General features: G+C 60.6%; 21 protein-coding genes. 2 read left to right on the top strand and 19 right to left on the bottom strand.

Annotation, left to right across the window (positions count from 1 at the left end; all coding sequences use genetic code 11):
• Positions 1-33 precede the first annotated feature (33 nt).
• From hemW to IF199_RS28195, 9 genes are all read right to left on the bottom strand, one after another.
• Entirely contained in the window at positions 34-1,239 is a 1,206-nt protein-coding gene (hemW, locus tag IF199_RS28235; protein WP_244142418.1) for a radical SAM family heme chaperone HemW, read from the bottom strand.
• Positions 1,236-1,832 (bottom strand): RdgB/HAM1 family non-canonical purine NTP pyrophosphatase, encoded by a 597-nt coding sequence (gene rdgB, locus IF199_RS28230; protein WP_102619693.1) that lies wholly within the window; start codon positions 1,830-1,832, stop codon positions 1,236-1,238. Before rdgB ends, hemW begins: the two co-directional genes overlap by 4 nt.
• Positions 1,829-2,263 carry a DUF4426 domain-containing protein gene (locus tag IF199_RS28225; protein WP_096817597.1) on the bottom strand — a complete coding sequence of 145 codons (435 nt, stop codon included), beginning with the start codon at positions 2,261-2,263 and terminating at the stop codon, positions 1,829-1,831. Before IF199_RS28225 ends, rdgB begins: the two co-directional genes overlap by 4 nt.
• 26 nt (positions 2,264-2,289) lie before the next feature.
• Positions 2,290-2,910 (bottom strand): methionine biosynthesis protein MetW, encoded by a 621-nt coding sequence (metW, locus tag IF199_RS28220; RefSeq protein ID WP_096817600.1) that lies wholly within the window; start codon positions 2,908-2,910, stop codon positions 2,290-2,292.
• Between the two features lie 7 nt (positions 2,911-2,917).
• Positions 2,918-4,057 carry a homoserine O-succinyltransferase MetX gene (metX, locus tag IF199_RS28215; protein WP_192559214.1) on the bottom strand — a complete coding sequence of 380 codons (1,140 nt, stop codon included), beginning with the start codon at positions 4,055-4,057 and terminating at the stop codon, positions 2,918-2,920.
• Positions 4,058-4,122: 65 nt separating this feature from the next.
• Positions 4,123-4,413 (bottom strand): DUF167 domain-containing protein, encoded by a 291-nt coding sequence (locus IF199_RS28210; RefSeq protein WP_096817603.1) that lies wholly within the window; start codon positions 4,411-4,413, stop codon positions 4,123-4,125.
• Positions 4,410-5,000: a YggT family protein gene (locus IF199_RS28205; RefSeq protein ID WP_096817605.1), complete on the bottom strand. Its 591-nt coding sequence runs from the start codon at positions 4,998-5,000 to the stop codon at positions 4,410-4,412. Before IF199_RS28205 ends, IF199_RS28210 begins: the two co-directional genes overlap by 4 nt.
• A gap of 10 nt (positions 5,001-5,010) precedes the next feature.
• On the bottom strand, positions 5,011-5,829 hold the full coding sequence (gene proC, locus IF199_RS28200) for a pyrroline-5-carboxylate reductase (protein WP_192559213.1): 819 nt from the start codon (positions 5,827-5,829) through the stop codon (positions 5,011-5,013).
• A gap of 23 nt (positions 5,830-5,852) precedes the next feature.
• A complete protein-coding gene (locus tag IF199_RS28195; RefSeq protein ID WP_192559212.1) occupies positions 5,853-6,539 on the bottom strand; it encodes a YggS family pyridoxal phosphate-dependent enzyme in 687 nt (228 codons plus the stop codon).
• A gap of 56 nt (positions 6,540-6,595) precedes the next feature.
• On the opposite strand from IF199_RS28195, the gene IF199_RS28190 reads away from it, so the two are divergent.
• Positions 6,596-7,630 carry a type IV pilus twitching motility protein PilT gene (locus IF199_RS28190; protein ID WP_114886090.1) on the top strand — a complete coding sequence of 345 codons (1,035 nt, stop codon included), beginning with the start codon at positions 6,596-6,598 and terminating at the stop codon, positions 7,628-7,630.
• 51 nt (positions 7,631-7,681) lie between these two features.
• Here IF199_RS28190 and IF199_RS28185 read toward each other — a convergent pair whose 3' ends face one another.
• A complete protein-coding gene (locus IF199_RS28185) occupies positions 7,682-8,305 on the bottom strand; it encodes a C40 family peptidase (RefSeq protein WP_096817610.1) in 624 nt (207 codons plus the stop codon).
• Positions 8,306-8,553: 248 nt separating this feature from the next.
• On the opposite strand from IF199_RS28185, the gene IF199_RS28180 reads away from it, so the two are divergent.
• Positions 8,554-8,988: an NINE protein gene (locus IF199_RS28180; RefSeq protein WP_192559211.1), complete on the top strand. Its 435-nt coding sequence runs from the start codon at positions 8,554-8,556 to the stop codon at positions 8,986-8,988.
• A gap of 75 nt (positions 8,989-9,063) precedes the next feature.
• Here the strand turns inward: IF199_RS28180 and IF199_RS28175 are convergent, their stop codons facing one another.
• The 9 genes from IF199_RS28175 to gshB form a co-directional block, all read right to left on the bottom strand.
• Positions 9,064-9,468, bottom strand: a complete 405-nt coding sequence (locus IF199_RS28175) for a hypothetical protein (RefSeq protein WP_192559210.1) — start codon at positions 9,466-9,468, stop codon at positions 9,064-9,066.
• A 40-nt stretch (positions 9,469-9,508) separates the two neighbouring features.
• Positions 9,509-10,495, bottom strand: a complete 987-nt coding sequence (locus IF199_RS28170) for a lipid II-degrading bacteriocin (RefSeq protein WP_192559209.1) — start codon at positions 10,493-10,495, stop codon at positions 9,509-9,511.
• A 321-nt stretch (positions 10,496-10,816) separates the two neighbouring features.
• Positions 10,817-12,088 carry a dihydroorotase gene (locus tag IF199_RS28165; protein WP_192559208.1) on the bottom strand — a complete coding sequence of 424 codons (1,272 nt, stop codon included), beginning with the start codon at positions 12,086-12,088 and terminating at the stop codon, positions 10,817-10,819.
• A complete protein-coding gene (locus IF199_RS28160) occupies positions 12,085-13,089 on the bottom strand; it encodes an aspartate carbamoyltransferase catalytic subunit (protein WP_095164512.1) in 1,005 nt (334 codons plus the stop codon). Before IF199_RS28160 ends, IF199_RS28165 begins: the two co-directional genes overlap by 4 nt.
• Before the next feature lie 27 nt (positions 13,090-13,116).
• Positions 13,117-13,620, bottom strand: coding sequence for a bifunctional pyr operon transcriptional regulator/uracil phosphoribosyltransferase PyrR (pyrR, locus tag IF199_RS28155; protein ID WP_102619700.1), 504 nt, complete (start codon positions 13,618-13,620; stop codon positions 13,117-13,119).
• An 81-nt stretch (positions 13,621-13,701) separates the two neighbouring features.
• Complete coding sequence (gene ruvX, locus IF199_RS28150; protein WP_192559207.1) at positions 13,702-14,139, bottom strand: Holliday junction resolvase RuvX; 438 nt, start codon at positions 14,137-14,139, stop codon at positions 13,702-13,704.
• Positions 14,139-14,711 carry a YqgE/AlgH family protein gene (locus IF199_RS28145; RefSeq protein WP_096817620.1) on the bottom strand — a complete coding sequence of 191 codons (573 nt, stop codon included), beginning with the start codon at positions 14,709-14,711 and terminating at the stop codon, positions 14,139-14,141. Before IF199_RS28145 ends, ruvX begins: the two co-directional genes overlap by 1 nt.
• A gap of 59 nt (positions 14,712-14,770) precedes the next feature.
• Positions 14,771-15,670 (bottom strand): energy transducer TonB, encoded by a 900-nt coding sequence (locus tag IF199_RS28140; RefSeq protein WP_192559206.1) that lies wholly within the window; start codon positions 15,668-15,670, stop codon positions 14,771-14,773.
• A gap of 107 nt (positions 15,671-15,777) precedes the next feature.
• On the bottom strand, positions 15,778-16,728 hold the full coding sequence (gshB, locus tag IF199_RS28135; RefSeq protein ID WP_192559205.1) for a glutathione synthase: 951 nt from the start codon (positions 16,726-16,728) through the stop codon (positions 15,778-15,780).
• Positions 16,729-16,834 lie beyond the last annotated feature (106 nt).

Below are 16,834 nucleotides of genomic sequence, written 5' to 3'. Positions count from 1 at the left end.
GTTTTTCCTTGGGGCTGCCGTTGGGCGTTGGGCTCAGTTCAGAAATTTCTGCAGCAAGTCATTGAGGAACAGTTGTCCGCGCTCGGTGGCCGCCAGACGTGACGGTTCGACCTGCAACAGACCGCTTTGTTCGGCCTCGCGGCGGTGTTCGTCGAGGCTCTCCAGCGGCAGGCCGGTGCGCTCGGGGTACAGGCGTGATTCGACGCCGGCAGTCAGGCGCAGGGCGTTCATCAGGAACTCGAACGGCATCTCGTCGTTAGTCAGGGCTTTCTCGCCGGCCTGAAAGCTTTTGGCCGGGTTGAGGTAGTCCTTCGGCAAGCGCGTCTTCCAGGTGCGCACGATCCGCCCGTCCGGGTGGCTGAGTTTGCCGTGAGCGCCGGCGCCGATACCGATGAAGTCGCCGAAGCTCCAGTAATTGAGGTTATGCCGCGCCGGGCGACCGGGCTGCGCATAGGCGGAGACTTCGTACTGCGCGTAACCGTGTTCGGCCAGCAGCGCCTGTCCGGCCTCCTGAATGTCCCACAGCGTGTCGTCTTCCGGCAGCACTGGCGGCTGGTTCCAGAACACGGTGTTCGGCTCCAGTGTCAGCTGATACCAGGAAATGTGCGTTGGCTTCAGCTCGATCGCCTGACGCAGATCGCTCAAGGCATCGTCCAGCGACTGATCCGGCAAGCCGTGCATCAAGTCGAGGTTGAAGTTATCGAACCCGGCCTGGCGCGCCATGCCGGCGGCGCGGATGGCTTCGTCGCCGTTGTGGATGCGGCCGAGGGCCTTGAGCTTTTCCTGCTGGAAGCTCTGGATACCGATCGACAGGCGATTGATCCCCAGTTTGCGGTAGGCGACGAACTTCTCTTGCTCGAAAGTCCCGGGGTTGGCTTCCAGGGTGATTTCGATGTCATCGGCAAACGGAATGCGCTGTTTCACGCCTTCGAGCAAGCGGCCGAGGGCTTCGGCACTGAACAGGCTCGGTGTGCCGCCGCCAAAGAAGATCGAACTCAGCTCACGGCCATACACCGCGTGCAGATCCTGGTCGAGGTCGGCCAGCATCGCGTCGACGTATTCCTGCTCTGGTAGCACCGGGCTGGCGGTGTGGGAGTTGAAGTCGCAATACGGGCATTTGCGCACACACCACGGGATGTGGATGTACAGCGCCAGGGGCGGCAGCGTCGGCAACGGCGCCCGAGACGAGGAGGCGGCGCCGCCGATGATCAGCGACGACGCGGAGGAGCTATCGGTCATTTCAAGCCCAGACGCAGGCGCAGCAGATCCATTGCACGGGCGCGGTGGCTGATCTGGTTCTTGTCGCTCGGGCTCAGCTCGGCACTGGACACGTTACGCTCCGGGACCCAGAACAGCGGGTCATAGCCGAAACCGTGTTCACCGCTGGCGGCGGTCAGGATGCGCCCGTGCCACAGGCCTTCGCAAAGAATCGGCAGCGGATCGTCAGCGTGACGCACCAAGGCCAGCACGCAGACGAACTGCGCGCCGCGCTCGGCTTCCGGCACATCCTTCAAGGCGTCGAGCAGCTTGGCGTTGTTCGCCGCGTCGCCCTTGCCGTCGGCGTAGCGCGCCGAGTAGATGCCCGGCGCACCGCCGAGGAAATCCACCGCCAGCCCCGAATCGTCGGCCAGCGCCGGCAGCCCGGAGATGCGCGCGGCATTGCGGGCCTTGAGGATCGCGTTCTCGACGAACGACAGGCCGGTCTCTTCCGGCTCCACGCTGCTGAACTCGCCGATCGAGCGCAATTGCACCGATTCGCCGAGCATGGCCTGGAGTTCCTTGAGTTTGCCGGCGTTATGGCTGGCCAGTACGAGTTGCTTGAGGTTCATCATTCGCCGGGGAAAAGCTCTTGGTTGAAATTGATGGTGTTGATCTTGTCGCCGTTCTGCACCTTGATTTCAAAGGTGCGGGTTTCCTGCTGTTCCACCGGGTACTGGGCGATGTAATAGATCGCGCCCTGTTCGGTGATCTGGCGGAATTTCAGCGGCACGCTCTGGCTGGTCAGGTCTTTGACCGTGCCGGTGACATTGGCGATCAACGGCTTGCCGTCCTTGATCACCGAGACATTGATCACGCCCTGATTCTTGCTGCGAATCAGCTCGGCGGCCTTGGCAATGTCCGGTTGCAGGTAGGTCGAGTTGAAGGTGTTGTAGTGCACCGTCACGTCGCCGAAGGTTTCCTGGCGCTCGCCCTTGATGACGTCGGCAGCGATGGCCGACAGGCTCAGGCAGGCGGCCAATAGCGCGGTAATCAAGCGTCCCATGTTCGTTCTCCTCGCAATGTCGTGGTTCAGACCGCGATTCTGTGATCCTGCAGCCCCGGGCTGCTGACGCGGTAGATACCGATCTCACCTAACAGATTAGGCCATAGCTTACTGGCCCACCCGTGGCGGTGCTGTTGATCCACGGCAAGCCGATCAATGACCTTCGCCTCACGTTCGCGGCAAAGTTCTTCAAAGTCTTCGAAGGTGCAGAAGTGAATGTTCGGCGTGTTGTACCAGGTGTACGGCAGGAACTCGGACACTGGCATCCGGCCCTTGCTCGCCAAGTACCAGCGGCAGCGCCAGTGGCCGAAGTTGGGGAAGGTGATGATGCACTGGCGACCGACCCGCAGCATTTCGTCGAGGATCTTGTCCGGGTAGTGCACGGCTTGCAGGGCCTGGGTCATCACCACCACGTCGAAGCTGTTGCTGGCGAAGTTGCCCAGGCCCTTGTCCAGGTCCTGTTCGATGACGTTGATGCCCTTGGCCACGCACTCGGCGATGTTGTCCGGGTCGTTTTCCAGGCCATAACCGGTGACCTGCTTGTGGTCGCGCAGCCAGGTCAGCAACTCGCCGTCACCGCAGCCGAGGTCGAGCACGCGGCTGCCGGCGGGGATCCATTCCTGGATGATTTCCAGATCAGCTCTCATGGCTTTCTCACAACGTAATGCGGTTCATGTAATTGCCGAACGCCTGCAAATAGCGCGGGATCGGAATCAGGAAGGCGTCGTGGCCCTGCGGCGCATCGATTTCCAGGTAGCTGACGTCCTTGCGCGCGGCCATCAGCGCGTCCACCAGTTCCCGCGATCGGGCCGGGGAGAAGCGCCAGTCGGTGGTGAACGACATCACGCAGAACTTCGCTTTGGCACCTTCGAAGGTTTTCGCCAGGTTATCGTCGAAGTTCGCCGCCGGATCGAAGTAATCCAGCGCCTTGGTCATCAACAGATACGTGTTGGCATCGAAGCGCCCGGAGAACTCTTCGCCCTGATAGCGCAGGTAGCTTTCGACCTGGAACTCGACGCTGTGGAAGTCGTAGTTGAGCTTTTCGCTCTTCAGGCCACGGCCGAATTTCTCGCCCATGGAGTCGTCGGACAGGTAGGTGATGTGCCCGACCATCCGCGCCAGCATCAGCCCGCGCTTGGGGATCACGCCCTGTTCCTGGAACGAGCCGCCGTGGAATTCCGGGTCGGTGAGAATCGCCTGGCGCGCCACTTCGTTGAAGGCGATGTTCTGCGCCGACAGCTTGGGGGCCGAGGCGATGGCCAGGCAGTGGCGCACGCGATCCGGATACGTGATGGTCCATTGCAGCGCCTGCATGCCGCCGAGGCTGCCACCGATCACTGCGGCCCACTGGCCGATGCCGAGCAGGTCGGCGAGGCGTGCCTGGCTGTGCACCCAGTCTTCCACGGTCAGCACCGGGAAGTCGGCGCCGAACGGTTTGCCGGTTTCCGGGTTGAGGCTGCTCGGGCCGGTGGAGCCGTTGCAGCCGCCGAGGTTGTTCAGGCTGACCACGAAGAACTTGTTGGTGTCGATCGGTTTGCCGGGGCCGATGCAGCTGTCCCACCAACCGGGCTTGCGGTCGTCGACGCTGTGGTAGCCGGCGGCATGGTGGTGGCCGGACAAGGCGTGGCAGATCAACACGGCGTTGCTCGCTTGCGCGTTCAGCGTGCCGTAGGTTTCGTAGATCAGGTCATAAGCGGCCAGCGAACGGCCGCAGGCCAGGGCCAGCGGTTCGCTGAAGTGCGCCGTTTCCGGCGTCACCAGACCAACAGAATCGGGGGGAAAGGCAGCTGGCATCGACCCTGCTCTCGTTGAAATGAGGCGTAAGTCTAAAGACCGCTGCCCCCAGCGGCAAGCAACGATCAGGGGTGTTGAAGCCCCGGCAAATCCGGCAGTTTTTTGGGGGCGTGGATGCGCACACGTTTCTGCCGGTTCAACTCACCGCTGATCAGGCTGACCTGGCTCTTGGAGACTCCAAAAGCCTTGGCCAGAAACCCCATCAGGTACGCATTGGCCTTGCCCTCGACCGGCGGCGCGGTCAGGCGGATCTTCAAGCGGTCGCCGTGCAGCCCGCAGAAATCATCGCTGCGGGCTGCCGGTTGCAGGTGACACTCGAGGATCAAGTCGTCACCGTCCCAACGAAACCAGCTCACATCAACAGGCGCAGAATTTCCGGCATCATCGTCATCGCCGCGAGGTTGTTGATCACCAGCATGTCGATCAGCTTCAGCGCGAGGAAGGCGAAGATCGGCGACAGGTCCAGACCGCCCATGCTCGGCAGGAAGCGGCGGAACGGCGCCAGGGCAGGTTCGCAAATCTGGTTCACCAGCTCGGCGCCCGGGTTATGGCTGCCCGGAGCGACCCACGACAGGATCACGCTGATGATCAGGGCGAAGAAGAAAATCTTCAGGAACAGCGCGGTCACGCCGATGATCGACCAGATGAACAGTTGTAGCGGGTTGCCGGTGGTGCCGTAGGTCAGCAGCAGGGTCAGCGCCATCAGTGCCAGTTGCACGAGGATTGCCAGCACCAGCGACGACATGTCGAGGCCGAAGACGCTCGGGATGATCCGGCGCAGTGGCTTGAGCAGCGGCTGGGTAGCCTTGACCACGAACTGGCACAGCGGGTTGTAGAAGTTCGCCCGCACCAGTTGCAGGACAAAGCGCAGCAGCACGATCAGCAGGTACAGGCTGCCGAGGGTTTGCAGCACGTAGACCGCTGCAGTGTTCAATCCAATCATGTAAGGCTCCTTATTTGCCCAGTTGTTCGGCCATTTCGGCCGAGCGGTGCGCGGCGGCGCCGAGTGCTTTTTCCACCAGGGCTTCGAAGCCGCCGGCCTGGAACGATTTGATCGCCGCTTCAGTGGTGCCCGCTGGCGAGGTCACGCGGCGGCGCAGTTCGGCGGCGTCGACGTCGCTGGACACGGCCATGTGCGCGGCGCCCAGTGCGGTTTGCAGGGTCAGTTGCTCGGCGGTTTCCTTCGGCAGACCGAGTTTGACGCCAGCGGCGGTCATGGCTTCGATCAGCAGGAAGAAGTACGCCGGGCCGGAACCGGAGACAGCGGTGACCGCGTCCAGTTGTTGCTCTTCGTTCAGCCACAGGGCGATGCCCACGGCGGACAGCAGCTCTTCAGCCTGTTGGCGCTGTTCGGCGCTCACTTCGCTGGTGGCGTACAAGCCGCTCACGCCCTGACGCAGCAGCGCCGGGGTGTTGGGCATGCAGCGCACGATTGGTTGTTCGCCGAGCCATGCGGTCATGCTGGCGCAGGTGATGCCGGCGGCAATCGACACCACCAGTTGATTCGGTTTCAGGCTCGGGCGGATCGCTTCGCACACGGCTTTCATGGCCTGTGGCTTGACCGCCAGCACGACAACGTCGGCACCGTCGATGGCCTGGGCGTTGTCGGCGAAGGTTTCGATGCCGTGCTCGGCGCTGACCCGGTTGCGGGTCTCTTCGCCCGGATCGCTGGCGCGGATCGATGCGGCTTCCAGACCCTTGGCCCGCAGGCCGCCGATCAGGCTGGCGGCCATGTTGCCGGCACCGATAAAGGCAATACGCGTGTTGCTCATGTCAGGTCCTTATCTGGAAATCATCAAGATTGGGAGTAGTCGCGAGCGCCAAACAGGGCCGTACCGATACGGACCCAGGTGGCGCCCTGGGCAATGGCCGACTCGAGGTCGTGGCTCATGCCCATGGAAAGTGTGTCGAGCGGCAGATCGAGGCTGGCCTGCAGCTTCTGAACAGCGGCGAATGCGGCGTCTTGCTCGGCGCGATCGTCGGTCGGCTCGGGAATCGCCATCAGCCCGCGCAGCTTCAGGCGCGGCAGGGCGCTGATGGCCTGGGCCAGCGCCGGCAGGTCGGCCGGGGTGCAGCCGGACTTGCTGGCTTCACCGCTGACGTTGACCTGAATGCAGATATTCAGTGGCGGCAGCTCCGCCGGGCGTTGTTCGGACAGGCGTTGGGCGATTTTCAGGCGATCCACGGAATGCACCCAGGCGAAATGCTCGGCAATCGAGCGGGTCTTGTTCGACTGAATGGGGCCGATGAAGTGCCAGATCAAGGGCAGGTCGGCCAGTTCGAGCTGTTTGCCCAGGGCTTCCTGCAGATAGTTCTCGCCAAAGTCGCGCAGGCCGGCGGCGTACGCTTCGCGCAGGGCTTCGGCGGGTTTGGTCTTGCTCACGGCCAGCAGTTGGACGCTGTTTTCATCGCGGCCGGCGGCTTTGACGGCTGCCTGAATGCGCGAACTAACCAGTGAGATGTTGTCTGCTATCGTGGACATCAAGAGGCGCCAGCGGTCTGTAGGTTCGCGGCATTCTACTGGAATTGAGGAACGCTATGGATATCACTGAACTGCTGGCCTTCAGCGCCAAACAGGGCGCTTCCGACCTGCACCTGTCGGCCGGACTGCCGCCGATGATCCGCGTGGATGGCGATGTGCGACGGATCAATCTGCCGGCGCTGGATCACAAGCAGGTGCATGAGCTGATCTACGACATCATGAACGACACCCAACGGGTGGAGTTTGAGAAACATCTGGAAACCGACTTTTCCTTCGAAGTGCCCGGCGTGGCGCGTTTTCGGGTCAACGCCTTCAACCAGAACCGTGGCGCCGGCGCCGTGTTCCGCACCATTCCGTCGAAAGTGCTGAGCATGGAAGACCTCGCCATGGGCGACGTCTTTCGCAAGATCACCGACGCCCCGCGCGGGCTGGTGCTGGTGACGGGGCCGACCGGTTCCGGCAAGTCCACCACGCTGGCGGCGATGATCGATTACCTCAACACCCACCGTCATCACCACATCCTGACCATCGAAGACCCCATCGAATTCGTTCACGAATCGCGCAAATGCCTGATCAATCAGCGTGAGGTCCATCGCGATACCCGCAGTTTCGCCACGGCGTTGCGTTCAGCGCTGCGTGAAGACCCGGACGTGATCCTGGTGGGCGAGATGCGCGATCTGGAAACCATCCGCCTGGCGTTGACCGCTGCCGAAACCGGGCACCTGGTGTTCGGCACGCTGCACACCACGTCGGCGGCCAAGACCATCGACCGGGTGGTGGACGTGTTCCCGGGGGATGAGAAGTCCATGGTGCGCTCGATGTTGTCCGAGTCGCTGCTGGCCGTGGTGTCGCAGACGCTGATCAAGAAGATCGGCGGCGGGCGGGTAGCGGCGCACGAGATCATGCTCGGCACGTCGGCGATCCGTAACCTGATCCGCGAGGACAAGGTGGCGCAGATGTATTCGGCGATTCAGACCGGCGGATCGCTGGGGATGCAGACACTCGACATGTGCCTGAAGGATCTGGTGACCAAGGGCCTGATCAGTCGCGAACATGCGCGGGAGAAGGCGCGGACACCGGATAATTTCTAGGGACGAAAAAAAACGCAGCCCGAAAGCTGCGTTTTTTATGATCTGTACAGATCAGCGCTGAACCACGCGCATCTGCTTGCCACCTGGTTCTTTCGGCAGCACGCGCTTGGCTACCACGTAATGCTGTTCCCAATACGGCTTGTTCAGCGTATCGATGCTCACCGCTTTACCACGACGCGGCGCGTGGATGAAGCGGTCGTTGCCCAGGTAGATGGCAACGTGATTGACCCGACGGCTCTTGATGTTGAAGAAAATCAGGTCGCCAGGCTTGAGATCCTTGCGCTCGACTTTCTCGCCGTGGCCGCTGGCCATGGCATTCGAGGTGCGGGGCAGGTCGAAAGTCGCGTCGTTGAACGCGTATTTCACCAGACCGCTGCAATCGAAGCCTTTACTTGGGCTGCTGCCGCCCCAACGGTAAGGTGTACCGAGGACGTTCACCGCGCGACTGAGGACGTTGCTGCTTTCCTTGTTCGCCATCGGTGGGACCAGCTTGCCGTGACTCTTGCTGGCGAGCGTGGTGTGTTTCGTTTGCTTGCCTTTGTTCGATGGAGCAGAGGCATGGGATTTAGGGGTGAAGCCGTTGACGTTGGGAAGACGTTGCTCACGATTGGTGGCGTGGGCGGCCAGTGGCATTAATAGGCAAATGGTTAGCCATGTCTTGAAAAATGGACGCATTAGGCAGGGCTCTTATGTGTTAGCGCGCAACTTTATAACAGCTTTTTTGTCCCTTCCGAGGCCGTTGGTCGATTCAAAAGGCGGGCAACGGAACCAAACAAGCGGCAAATAGACGCAATTGTCGGACAGAAGTCAGGTGCTATAAGGCTTTGACGGAACACACGGTAGCATTTGCCGTACGTCGGCTACCTGTAAAAAAGTCACAAAGAATTAAAGAATATTTATCTATCGTGTGAATCGAGGTCTTCATGAACAGCTATCAGCTACCCCGTGTGAAGGAAAAAGACACCCATAGCAAAGTGATCGGTTACCTGCTGTGGATCTTCGGTTTTACCGGCTCTCACCGCTTCTATTACGGCAAGCCGGTGACCGGAACGATCTGGTTTTTCACCTTCGGGCTACTGGGGATCGGCTGGCTGATCGACGTGTTCCTGATCCCGGCGATGGATCGGGAAGCGGATCTGCGATTTGCTGCGGGGCCGATCGAATACAACGTGGCGTGGATCCTGCTGACGTTCCTCGGGGTGTTCGGTGTGCACCGGATGTACCAGGGCAAGTGGATCACAGGCTTGCTGTACCTGCTGACCGGCGGATTGTTCTTTATTGGCGTGCTGTATGACTTCTGGACGCTGAACGATCAGGTGTCGCTGCGTAATGCCGAAGGGCGGGGCGCCTTTCAGTAAGTGATGACGAGGGGGCTGACCGTCGGCGTAGTTCGCGCGCTGGCAGGCTCCCCCCTCGACACTTAGTCTTGCGCGTTATTTCAATCGCACCAAGGTTTGTATTTGGAAAATGGCAAATGTAATGGCAGTCATACCATAAAGTATTGCAATGACGGCGTGCTGGGGTGTCGACCAATATACAATCCTGTCCACCAAAATCACCAAGGATATTGTTGCAATCAGGTAGGCCGATATTTTCAGTAGCAGACCTGCAAACGAATTGGCGCGTGCCCAGCGTAATAAGAGAATCTGCAGCAAGTGCATTAGTGCAAGTGTCAGAAGAATAATCAGCGTTACACCAATGGGCAGGCCGATTGAATCCTGATTTATGTCATATGTTCCTGCTTTGAGATTCTTTATTAATGTGAGTGCTCCTGCGCCAGATGTGAGTACGAGAGCGGTCGGGTATACATAACTCAATAATGTGTAAGTTCTGCTCATTCGCTTTCCGTTGTGCAGGTGTCTGTAAAGTTATTGGTGCTCACGGGGTGGGGTGAAATCCAGTTCCGCTCAGCCTTATTTTATGCTCGCCGAAAATGTCGATTTCGTAATGTGTTCCGGAAAATACTCTGCCTGCTGTTGTTAATAACTCAAGGGCAGTTGATCTGTTGCTTGCGTCGAAGTCGTAAGTGTCAGTATAGGCTCTGATTGCACCGTCGAAAACCCAGGATCCTGCTTTGTCGCGTGAAAAGTTTCCTTCCATCTTTAACGTTATTCTTCCTAGATAAGCCCCGGTGACATTGCTGTCATTAATGGTGGCGTAAGGGATCTTCGGGTCAGATAAGTAATAAGTGCCTGCTTCTCGAGTGCTCGCGATAGAGCTTGCCAGCAGTGGCAGTTCGTTGGCTCTGACATTCAGGCCAATATTGTTGATGTTGACCCTCATCCTCTCACCATTTCCCCAGAGGTAATGAGCAAAGGCTTTGATCGGGCTGAAAGTACCTCCGGAAAGCTCGGTTGTGAGTGTTTCGTAATTCAGGTTGTACGGAGCAGTCGCGGAAACCTTTATCAAAGCTTCTATGGCACTGAGTTTCTGCTGTGCTGCAAATGCATCAGCCAAACTGAAGTTGATGACTTTGTTCTTGAAATAACCATGGCTGATAATGGTGGCGTTGCTGAGTAAATAGTTGTCGCTTTCCGTGATTCTCCAAAGGTCCCGAATTCCACCTAAAGCGTCGTTGTTAATTGCCTTGTTCACCATTTGCAGTTCATAGGTGAAGGCTTTAATTCCGGATTTCATTTCAAGCCAGGCATGGAACATGTCCATTTCTGCTGAGGTTATGACTGGGCCATTGCTCAGTGGTAGTGAATAGGTTTGACCGTCATTGGTGACAATGGCCTCTCCTGCTCCCTGCCAATCTGCTGTTGCGTAGGATCCCCATCTGAAACCGGAGTCGACTGTAAATCCGCCAGAATTTCCTGTTGTGCCTCTGGTGACAATAGGGGGAAGCGTAAGTCCATTTTTCATATGCTCATCCTTGTGGGTATTGATTATCCTTTTGACGGTTTTATATTAATGGCTGAGCGTAAGTGTCGCCTACGAGAACTTTGTAGGCTGTTTCTGATTGTGTCGAAGCTGTTTTTACGAGAGTGTAAAGCGTCGGATATTTCTTTATGGCGGGCGGCCGCTTTCCTACGTCACTTGGGTAAATCTAGCGGCGGGAATGACACGAGGGATATGGCTTTTTCGGGTAATGACTTTAAGCGAAACTTTTCCTGTAAGGATGTTTGTCGCTATCGAATAGAATTCGAGAGATAGCAGGCCATTACAGCCTGCTATCTCTTGTCTTCATGCCTGATGGCTGATCCGGCCATCCACCAACGTGTAACGCACCACGCCTGGCAGACTATGACCGAGGAACGGGCAGTTCTCGCCCTTCGACAGCCAGGTCTCGCCGGCCACGGTCGAAGCCTTCGGATCGAACAGCACGATATCCGCCGCGCCACCCACCGCCAGTTTGCCCGCCGGCAGGCGCAGGGCCTCGGCCGGGCCGGCGCTCAGGCGTGAGAGCAGGGTCGGCAGGTCCAGCAGACCATCCTCGACCAGCGTCATCGCCAGCGGCAGCAGCAGCTCGACGCTGCTGATGCCCGGTTCGGTGGCGCCGAACGGTGCCAGTTTCGCATCACGCTCGTGGGGCTGGTGATGGCTGGAAATCGCCGAAATCACCCCGGACTTCACCGCTTCACGCAGACCGTCGCGGTCGGCGCGGGTGCGCAGCGGCGGTTGCACGTGATACAGGCTGCTGAAGTCGATCAGCGCTTCGTCCGTCAGGATCAACTGATACAGGGCGACATCCGCCGTGACTTTCAAACCACGGGCTTGTGCCTGAGCGATCAGCGCAACGCCGCGAGCGCTGGTGAGCTGGCTGAAATGCGCACGCACGCCGGTCTGCTCGACCAGCAGCAGGTCGCGGGCCAGGGCCACGGTTTCAGCGGTTTCCGGGATGCCCGGCAGACCGAGGAAACTGGCGGTGGCGCCTTCGTGGGCCAGGCCGCCGTCGGCCAGGTCGTGATCCTGCGAATTGAAAATCACGGTCAGGTCGAAGGTCGCCGCGTAATCCAGCGCCCGGCACAGGGTGCGGGTGTTGCGGAAGCTTTCCAGGCCGTTGCCGAACGCCACACAGCCAGCGTCACGCAGGGCCACCAGCTCGGCCAGCTGTTCGCCGTCCAGGCCTTTGCTCAGGGCGCCGATCGGGAACACTTTGGTGTTGCCGGCCTCGCGGGCGCGGTCGAGGATCAGTTCGGCCACTGCGGAGGTGTCGAGCACCGGCTTGGTTTTCGGCGGGCAGCACAGGCTGGTCACGCCGCCGGCCGCCGCAGCGCGGGTTTCGCTGGCGATGGTGCCTTTGCGGCTGTAGCCCGGCTCGCGCAGGGCGACGTTCAGGTCTACGAGGCCTGGAGCGGCGACAAGGCCTTGGGCATCGATGGTTTCGAGGGCAGTGAAACCGGCCGGTGCGGCGCCGAGGGCGACGATCTTGCAGGCTTCAACGTGAATATCGGTGATTTGATCCAGGCCGCTGCTTGGATCGATGACGCGGGCGCCGAGAATGCTGAGCTTCACTGGGCGTTCTCCTGCTCGAATTGGCGCTGGGCTGTTTGTCCGCTCATGGCCATCGACAACACGGCCATACGGATCGCGATGCCGTAGGTGACTTGATTGAGGATTACCGAGTGCGGGCCGTCGGCCACCGCCGACTCGATCTCCACGCCGCGGTTGATCGGCCCCGGGTGCATGACGATGCAATCGGGCTTGGCGCCGGCCAGGCGCGCGGTGGTCAGGCCGAACAGGCGGTAGAACTCGCCTTCGCTCGGCAGCAGGCCGCCGGTCATGCGCTCACGCTGCAGGCGCAGCATGATCACCACGTCGACGTCTTTCAGGCCTTCGGTCATGTCGGTGTAGACCTTCACGCCGTATTGCTCGATGCCGATCGGCAGCAGGGTTTTCGGTGCGATCACGCGGATGTCCGGGCAACCGAGGGTCTTCAGGGCGAGCATGTTCGAGCGCGCCACCCGCGAGTGCAGGATGTCGCCGACGATGGCCACCGAAAGGTTTTCGAAGCTGCCCTTGTGCCGACGGATGGTCAGCATGTCGAGCATGCCCTGGGTCGGGTGGGCGTGACGGCCGTCGCCGCCGTTGATGATCGCCACTTGCGGGCAGACATGCTCGGCGATGAAGTGCGCAGCGCCCGAGTCACCGTGGCGTACGACGAACATGTCGGCGGCCATGGCTTCGAGGTTGCGCAGGGTGTCGAGCAGGGTTTCGCCCTTGCTGGCCGACGAAGTCGACACGTTTAGGGTGATGACGTCCGCCGACAGCCGCTGGGCCGCCAGTTCGAAGGTGGTGCGGGTGCGGGTGGAGTTTTCGAAGAACACGTTGCACACGGTCTTGCCGCGCAGCAACGGGACCTTCTTCACGGCCCGGGCACCGACTTCGAGGAACGAGTCGGCGGTGTCGAGGATTTCCGTCAGCAACTCGCGGCGCAGGCCGTCGAGCGAGAGGAAGTGGCGCAGCTGGCCCTGATCATTGAGCTGCAGCGGGCGCTTGGTATCTAGAGGCGTCATCGCGAAGGGGACTCTCAATAGGGCGGATTAAAGGGCGAGGTCTTGCAGTTCGAGGGCCAGTTCCGGGCCGGACAGCTTCACTCGTTCGTGGGGGCTAAGCGACAGCGTCGCGCCGACCACGTTCGGGCGGATCGGCAGTTCGCCGGCGTCCAGGTCCAGCAGGCAGACCAGCGTCACGCTGGCCGGGCGGCCGTAGTCGAACAGTTCGTTCATGGCGGCGCGGATGGTGCGGCCGCTCATCAGTACGTCGTCGATCAGTACCAGATGCTGGCCTTCGATTTCGAAGGGCAGGGCGGACGGGCGCACTTGCGGGTGCAGGCCGTTCTGGCTGAAGTCGTCGCGATAGAAGGAAACATCCAGCGTGCCCAATGGCGCATCGCTGCCCAGCTCTTCGAGCAGGGCCTGGGCGACCCAGACGCCGCCGGTGCGGATGCCGATGTAACGCGGCTCGCTGATATCACGCTGGGCAAGGTGCGCCTTGAGGCGGGTCGCCATCTGGCTGATCAGATCGGCGGGATTGGGCAGGCTCATGGTTGCTCCTTCTTGGGGTCGAGCCGGTTCTCACGAACCGAGGCTCGGGTTGTAACCAAAAGAAAAGCGCCGTAGCGCTTGTCAGGATTCAAATAGTGCGGTGTTTTCGTCGAGCCAGCCTTGCAGCAGCAGGGCGGCGGCGATGGCGTCCACCGGGTTGTCGCGGTAACTGCCTTTCTGCCCGCCGCGCACCAGTCGCTCGCCTTTGGCTTCAAAGGTCGTCAGGCGTTCGTCGTGGGTATAGAAGGGCAGGTTGTAGCGGCCGTTGAGGCGACGGGCGAATTTCTCGGCGCGCAGGCACATCTCGCTGGGCGTGCCGTCCATGTTCAGCGGCAGGCCGACCACCACGGCGTCGGGTTTCCATTCCTTTATCAGGGCTTCGACCTGATTCCAGTCCGGCACACCGTTCTGTGCCTTCAAGGTGCACAGCTCGCGGGCCTGGCCGGTAACCACCTGGCCGACCGCCACGCCGATCTGTTTGGTGCCGTAGTCGAAGCCGAGGATCAGGCGCAGGTCCATCAGGCGTGCCCTGCCTGGCTGGTCAGCAGATTGAGGTTGATCCCCAAATGCTTGGCCGCCGCTTCCAGACGCAGCTCGCTGCTGGTGTTGAACAGGATGTCGGCGTCGTACGGGCAGGTCAGCCAGGCGTTGTCGGCCATTTCAGCCTCCAGTTGCCCGGCTTCCCAGCCGGCGTAGCCGAGGGCGATCAGGCTTTTCGCCGGGCCTACGCCGTCAGCGATGGCGAACAGCACGTCTTGGGAAGTGGACAGGGCCAGCTCGCCTTCCAGTTCGACGGTCGCCTGGAAGGTCTTGCCCGCCGGGTGCAGCACGAAACCGCGATCGGTCTGCACCGGGCCGCCGATGAAGATCGGTACATGCTGGCACAGCGCTGGCGGATCGATGTCCGGGCGCAGTTGCTCGAGGATGTCGGCCAGATTCAGCTCTTGCGGTCGGTTGACCACCAGCCCCATGGCCCCATTGGCCGTGTGCTCGACGATGTAGGTCAAGGTGTGGGCAAAGTTCGGGTCGGCCATGTGTGGCATGGCGATCAGGAAGTGATGCTTGAGGTAGCTGGGGCTGACGTTTTTCATGTGCGGTAGTGTGGCGTTCGGGGGGCGAACTGACAAGCTGGAGCGGTCAAAAGATCGGCTCAGTTGCTGGACAACCGGTCGCCCCGGGCGAATTTCCAGGTGCGGATGATTTCCAGTCGGTCGATGTCCGACAGATCCCCGGTAAACGGTGCGAAAGGCGCGGCCAGCCGGACGATGCGTTGCGCCGCCTGATCCAGCAGCGGCTGGCCGGAGGATTCCAGCACCAGCACTTCATACAGCGAGCCGTCGCGGTTGATCGACACCATCAGGCGCAGATTGCCGTAGATCTGTTGGCGACGGGCTTCGTCGGGGTAATTGAGGTTGCCGATGCGCTCGACCTTCTTGCGCCATTCGTCCTTGTACCAGGCGCCCTTGTCGCGCATGGTCGAGGCCGCGCTCAGGCGGTGGATGCGCGGGCGCTTGGCATACAGCTGTTGTTCGTTGGCCAGTTCGGCTTCCAGGCTGGCGATGTCGCTGGAGAGCTGCGAGCTGTCGAAAGTCGGGGCGTCGACCGTCGGTTTGGTCTCGGTCTTGGCTTCTTCTTTTTTGGTCGGTGCCTTTTTCGGTTTCGGCGCGACGGTGGTCACGGCCGCCTTGGGCGCCGCTTCATGCACTTCCGGCTTGGCGGCCGGCGGCGGAGTGACTTTCTTGACCTGATTGTCCTGGAACGGCGCGACCTCGGTGGTCTTGGGGATCGCCTTCTTGTCGAGGGTGCCGCTGCCTTCCTGGTTTTCCTGGGCGAGGAAATCAGCCTTCTTGGGCTTGGTTTCGCTCTTGAAGGTGGCGAGGGTGATTTCCAGGGTTTTGCTGATCTGCTTGGGCTCGACCATGGTGAAACCCACGCCGAGCAGCAGCGCCAAATGGATCAGCGCCGCGAGAAACAGGGTAAATCCGAGGCGATCGACCGGGCGCACGCCTTTATGGGCGAGTTCAGCGGGCAGATCGGACGGAAGTGTCATGACAAGAAAACCAACATCGCGTTTTTCACAGGCCGCGCATGATAACGCAATGTTGGTTTCTCGCCTTGGGCTTCAAGCATCAAGCGACAGGCTGCATGTGACACACATCAAGCTTGCAGCTTTTTCTCGATGGCATCCATCAGCAGGCCGCCGATGTCGGTGCCGAACGCATTGTCGATCTCGCGGATGCAGGTCGGGCTGGTGACGTTGATTTCGGTCAGGTGTTCACCAATCACATCCAGGCCGACGAACAGCAGGCCCTTCGCGCGCAAGGTCGGGCCGACCTGAGCGGCGATCCAGCGATCCTTGTCGGTCAATGGACGGGCTTCGCCACGGCCGCCGGCCGCGAGGTTGCCACGGGTTTCGCCCTGGGCCGGAATCCGCGCCAGGCAGTAATCCACCGGCTCGCCGTCGATCATCAGGATGCGTTTGTCGCCATCCTTGATCGCCGGCAGGTACGCCTGGCCCATGATCTGTTGGGTGCCGAGTGCGGTCAGGGTTTCGAGGATCACCGACAGGTTCGGATCGCCGACGCGGTGACGGAAGATCGACGTGCCGCCCATGCCGTCCAGCGGCTTGAGGATCACGTCGCCGTGTTTGGCGGCGAATTCGCGCAGCACGTCGGCGCGGCGGCTGACCACGGTCGGCGGCGTGCACTGCGGGAACAGCGTGGCGAACAGTTTTTCATTGCAGTCGCGCAGGCTCTGCGGCTTGTTGACCACCAGTACGCCGGCGGCTTCGGCCTGTTCGAGCAGGTAGGTGGAGTAGACGAACTCCATGTCGAACGGCGGATCCTTGCGCATCAGGATCACGTTCAGGTCGCTCAGCGGCAGATCCTGCTCGGCGTCCAGTTCGAACCATTTTTCCGGGTTGGCGAAGACTTTCAGCGGCTTCATCCGCGCCCGTGCCTGACCTTCGCCCTGATAAAGGTCCTGCTGTTCCATATAGAACAGTTCCCAGCCGCGCTTCTGCGCCGCCAGCAGCATGGCCAGCGAGCTATCCTTTTTATAGGAAATGCTGGCGATTGGGTCCATGACTATCCCGACGCGAACGCTCATTGGGTTTTCCTCGAAAATTGGCTACCGGATCGGTATGAAAAAAGTGCCGCCAGAGTGGCTCCGGGCGGGTTTTCGGTCAAGGAAAAACCCGTCGATAGATTGCTTC

Origin of the sequence: Pseudomonas allokribbensis, from assembly GCF_014863605.1 — a bacterium.
Classification (GTDB): Bacteria; Pseudomonadota; Gammaproteobacteria; order Pseudomonadales; family Pseudomonadaceae; genus Aquipseudomonas; species Aquipseudomonas allokribbensis.
Note: the sequence above shows the minus strand (reverse complement) of the source record. Positions and strands in the feature narration are given on the sequence as shown.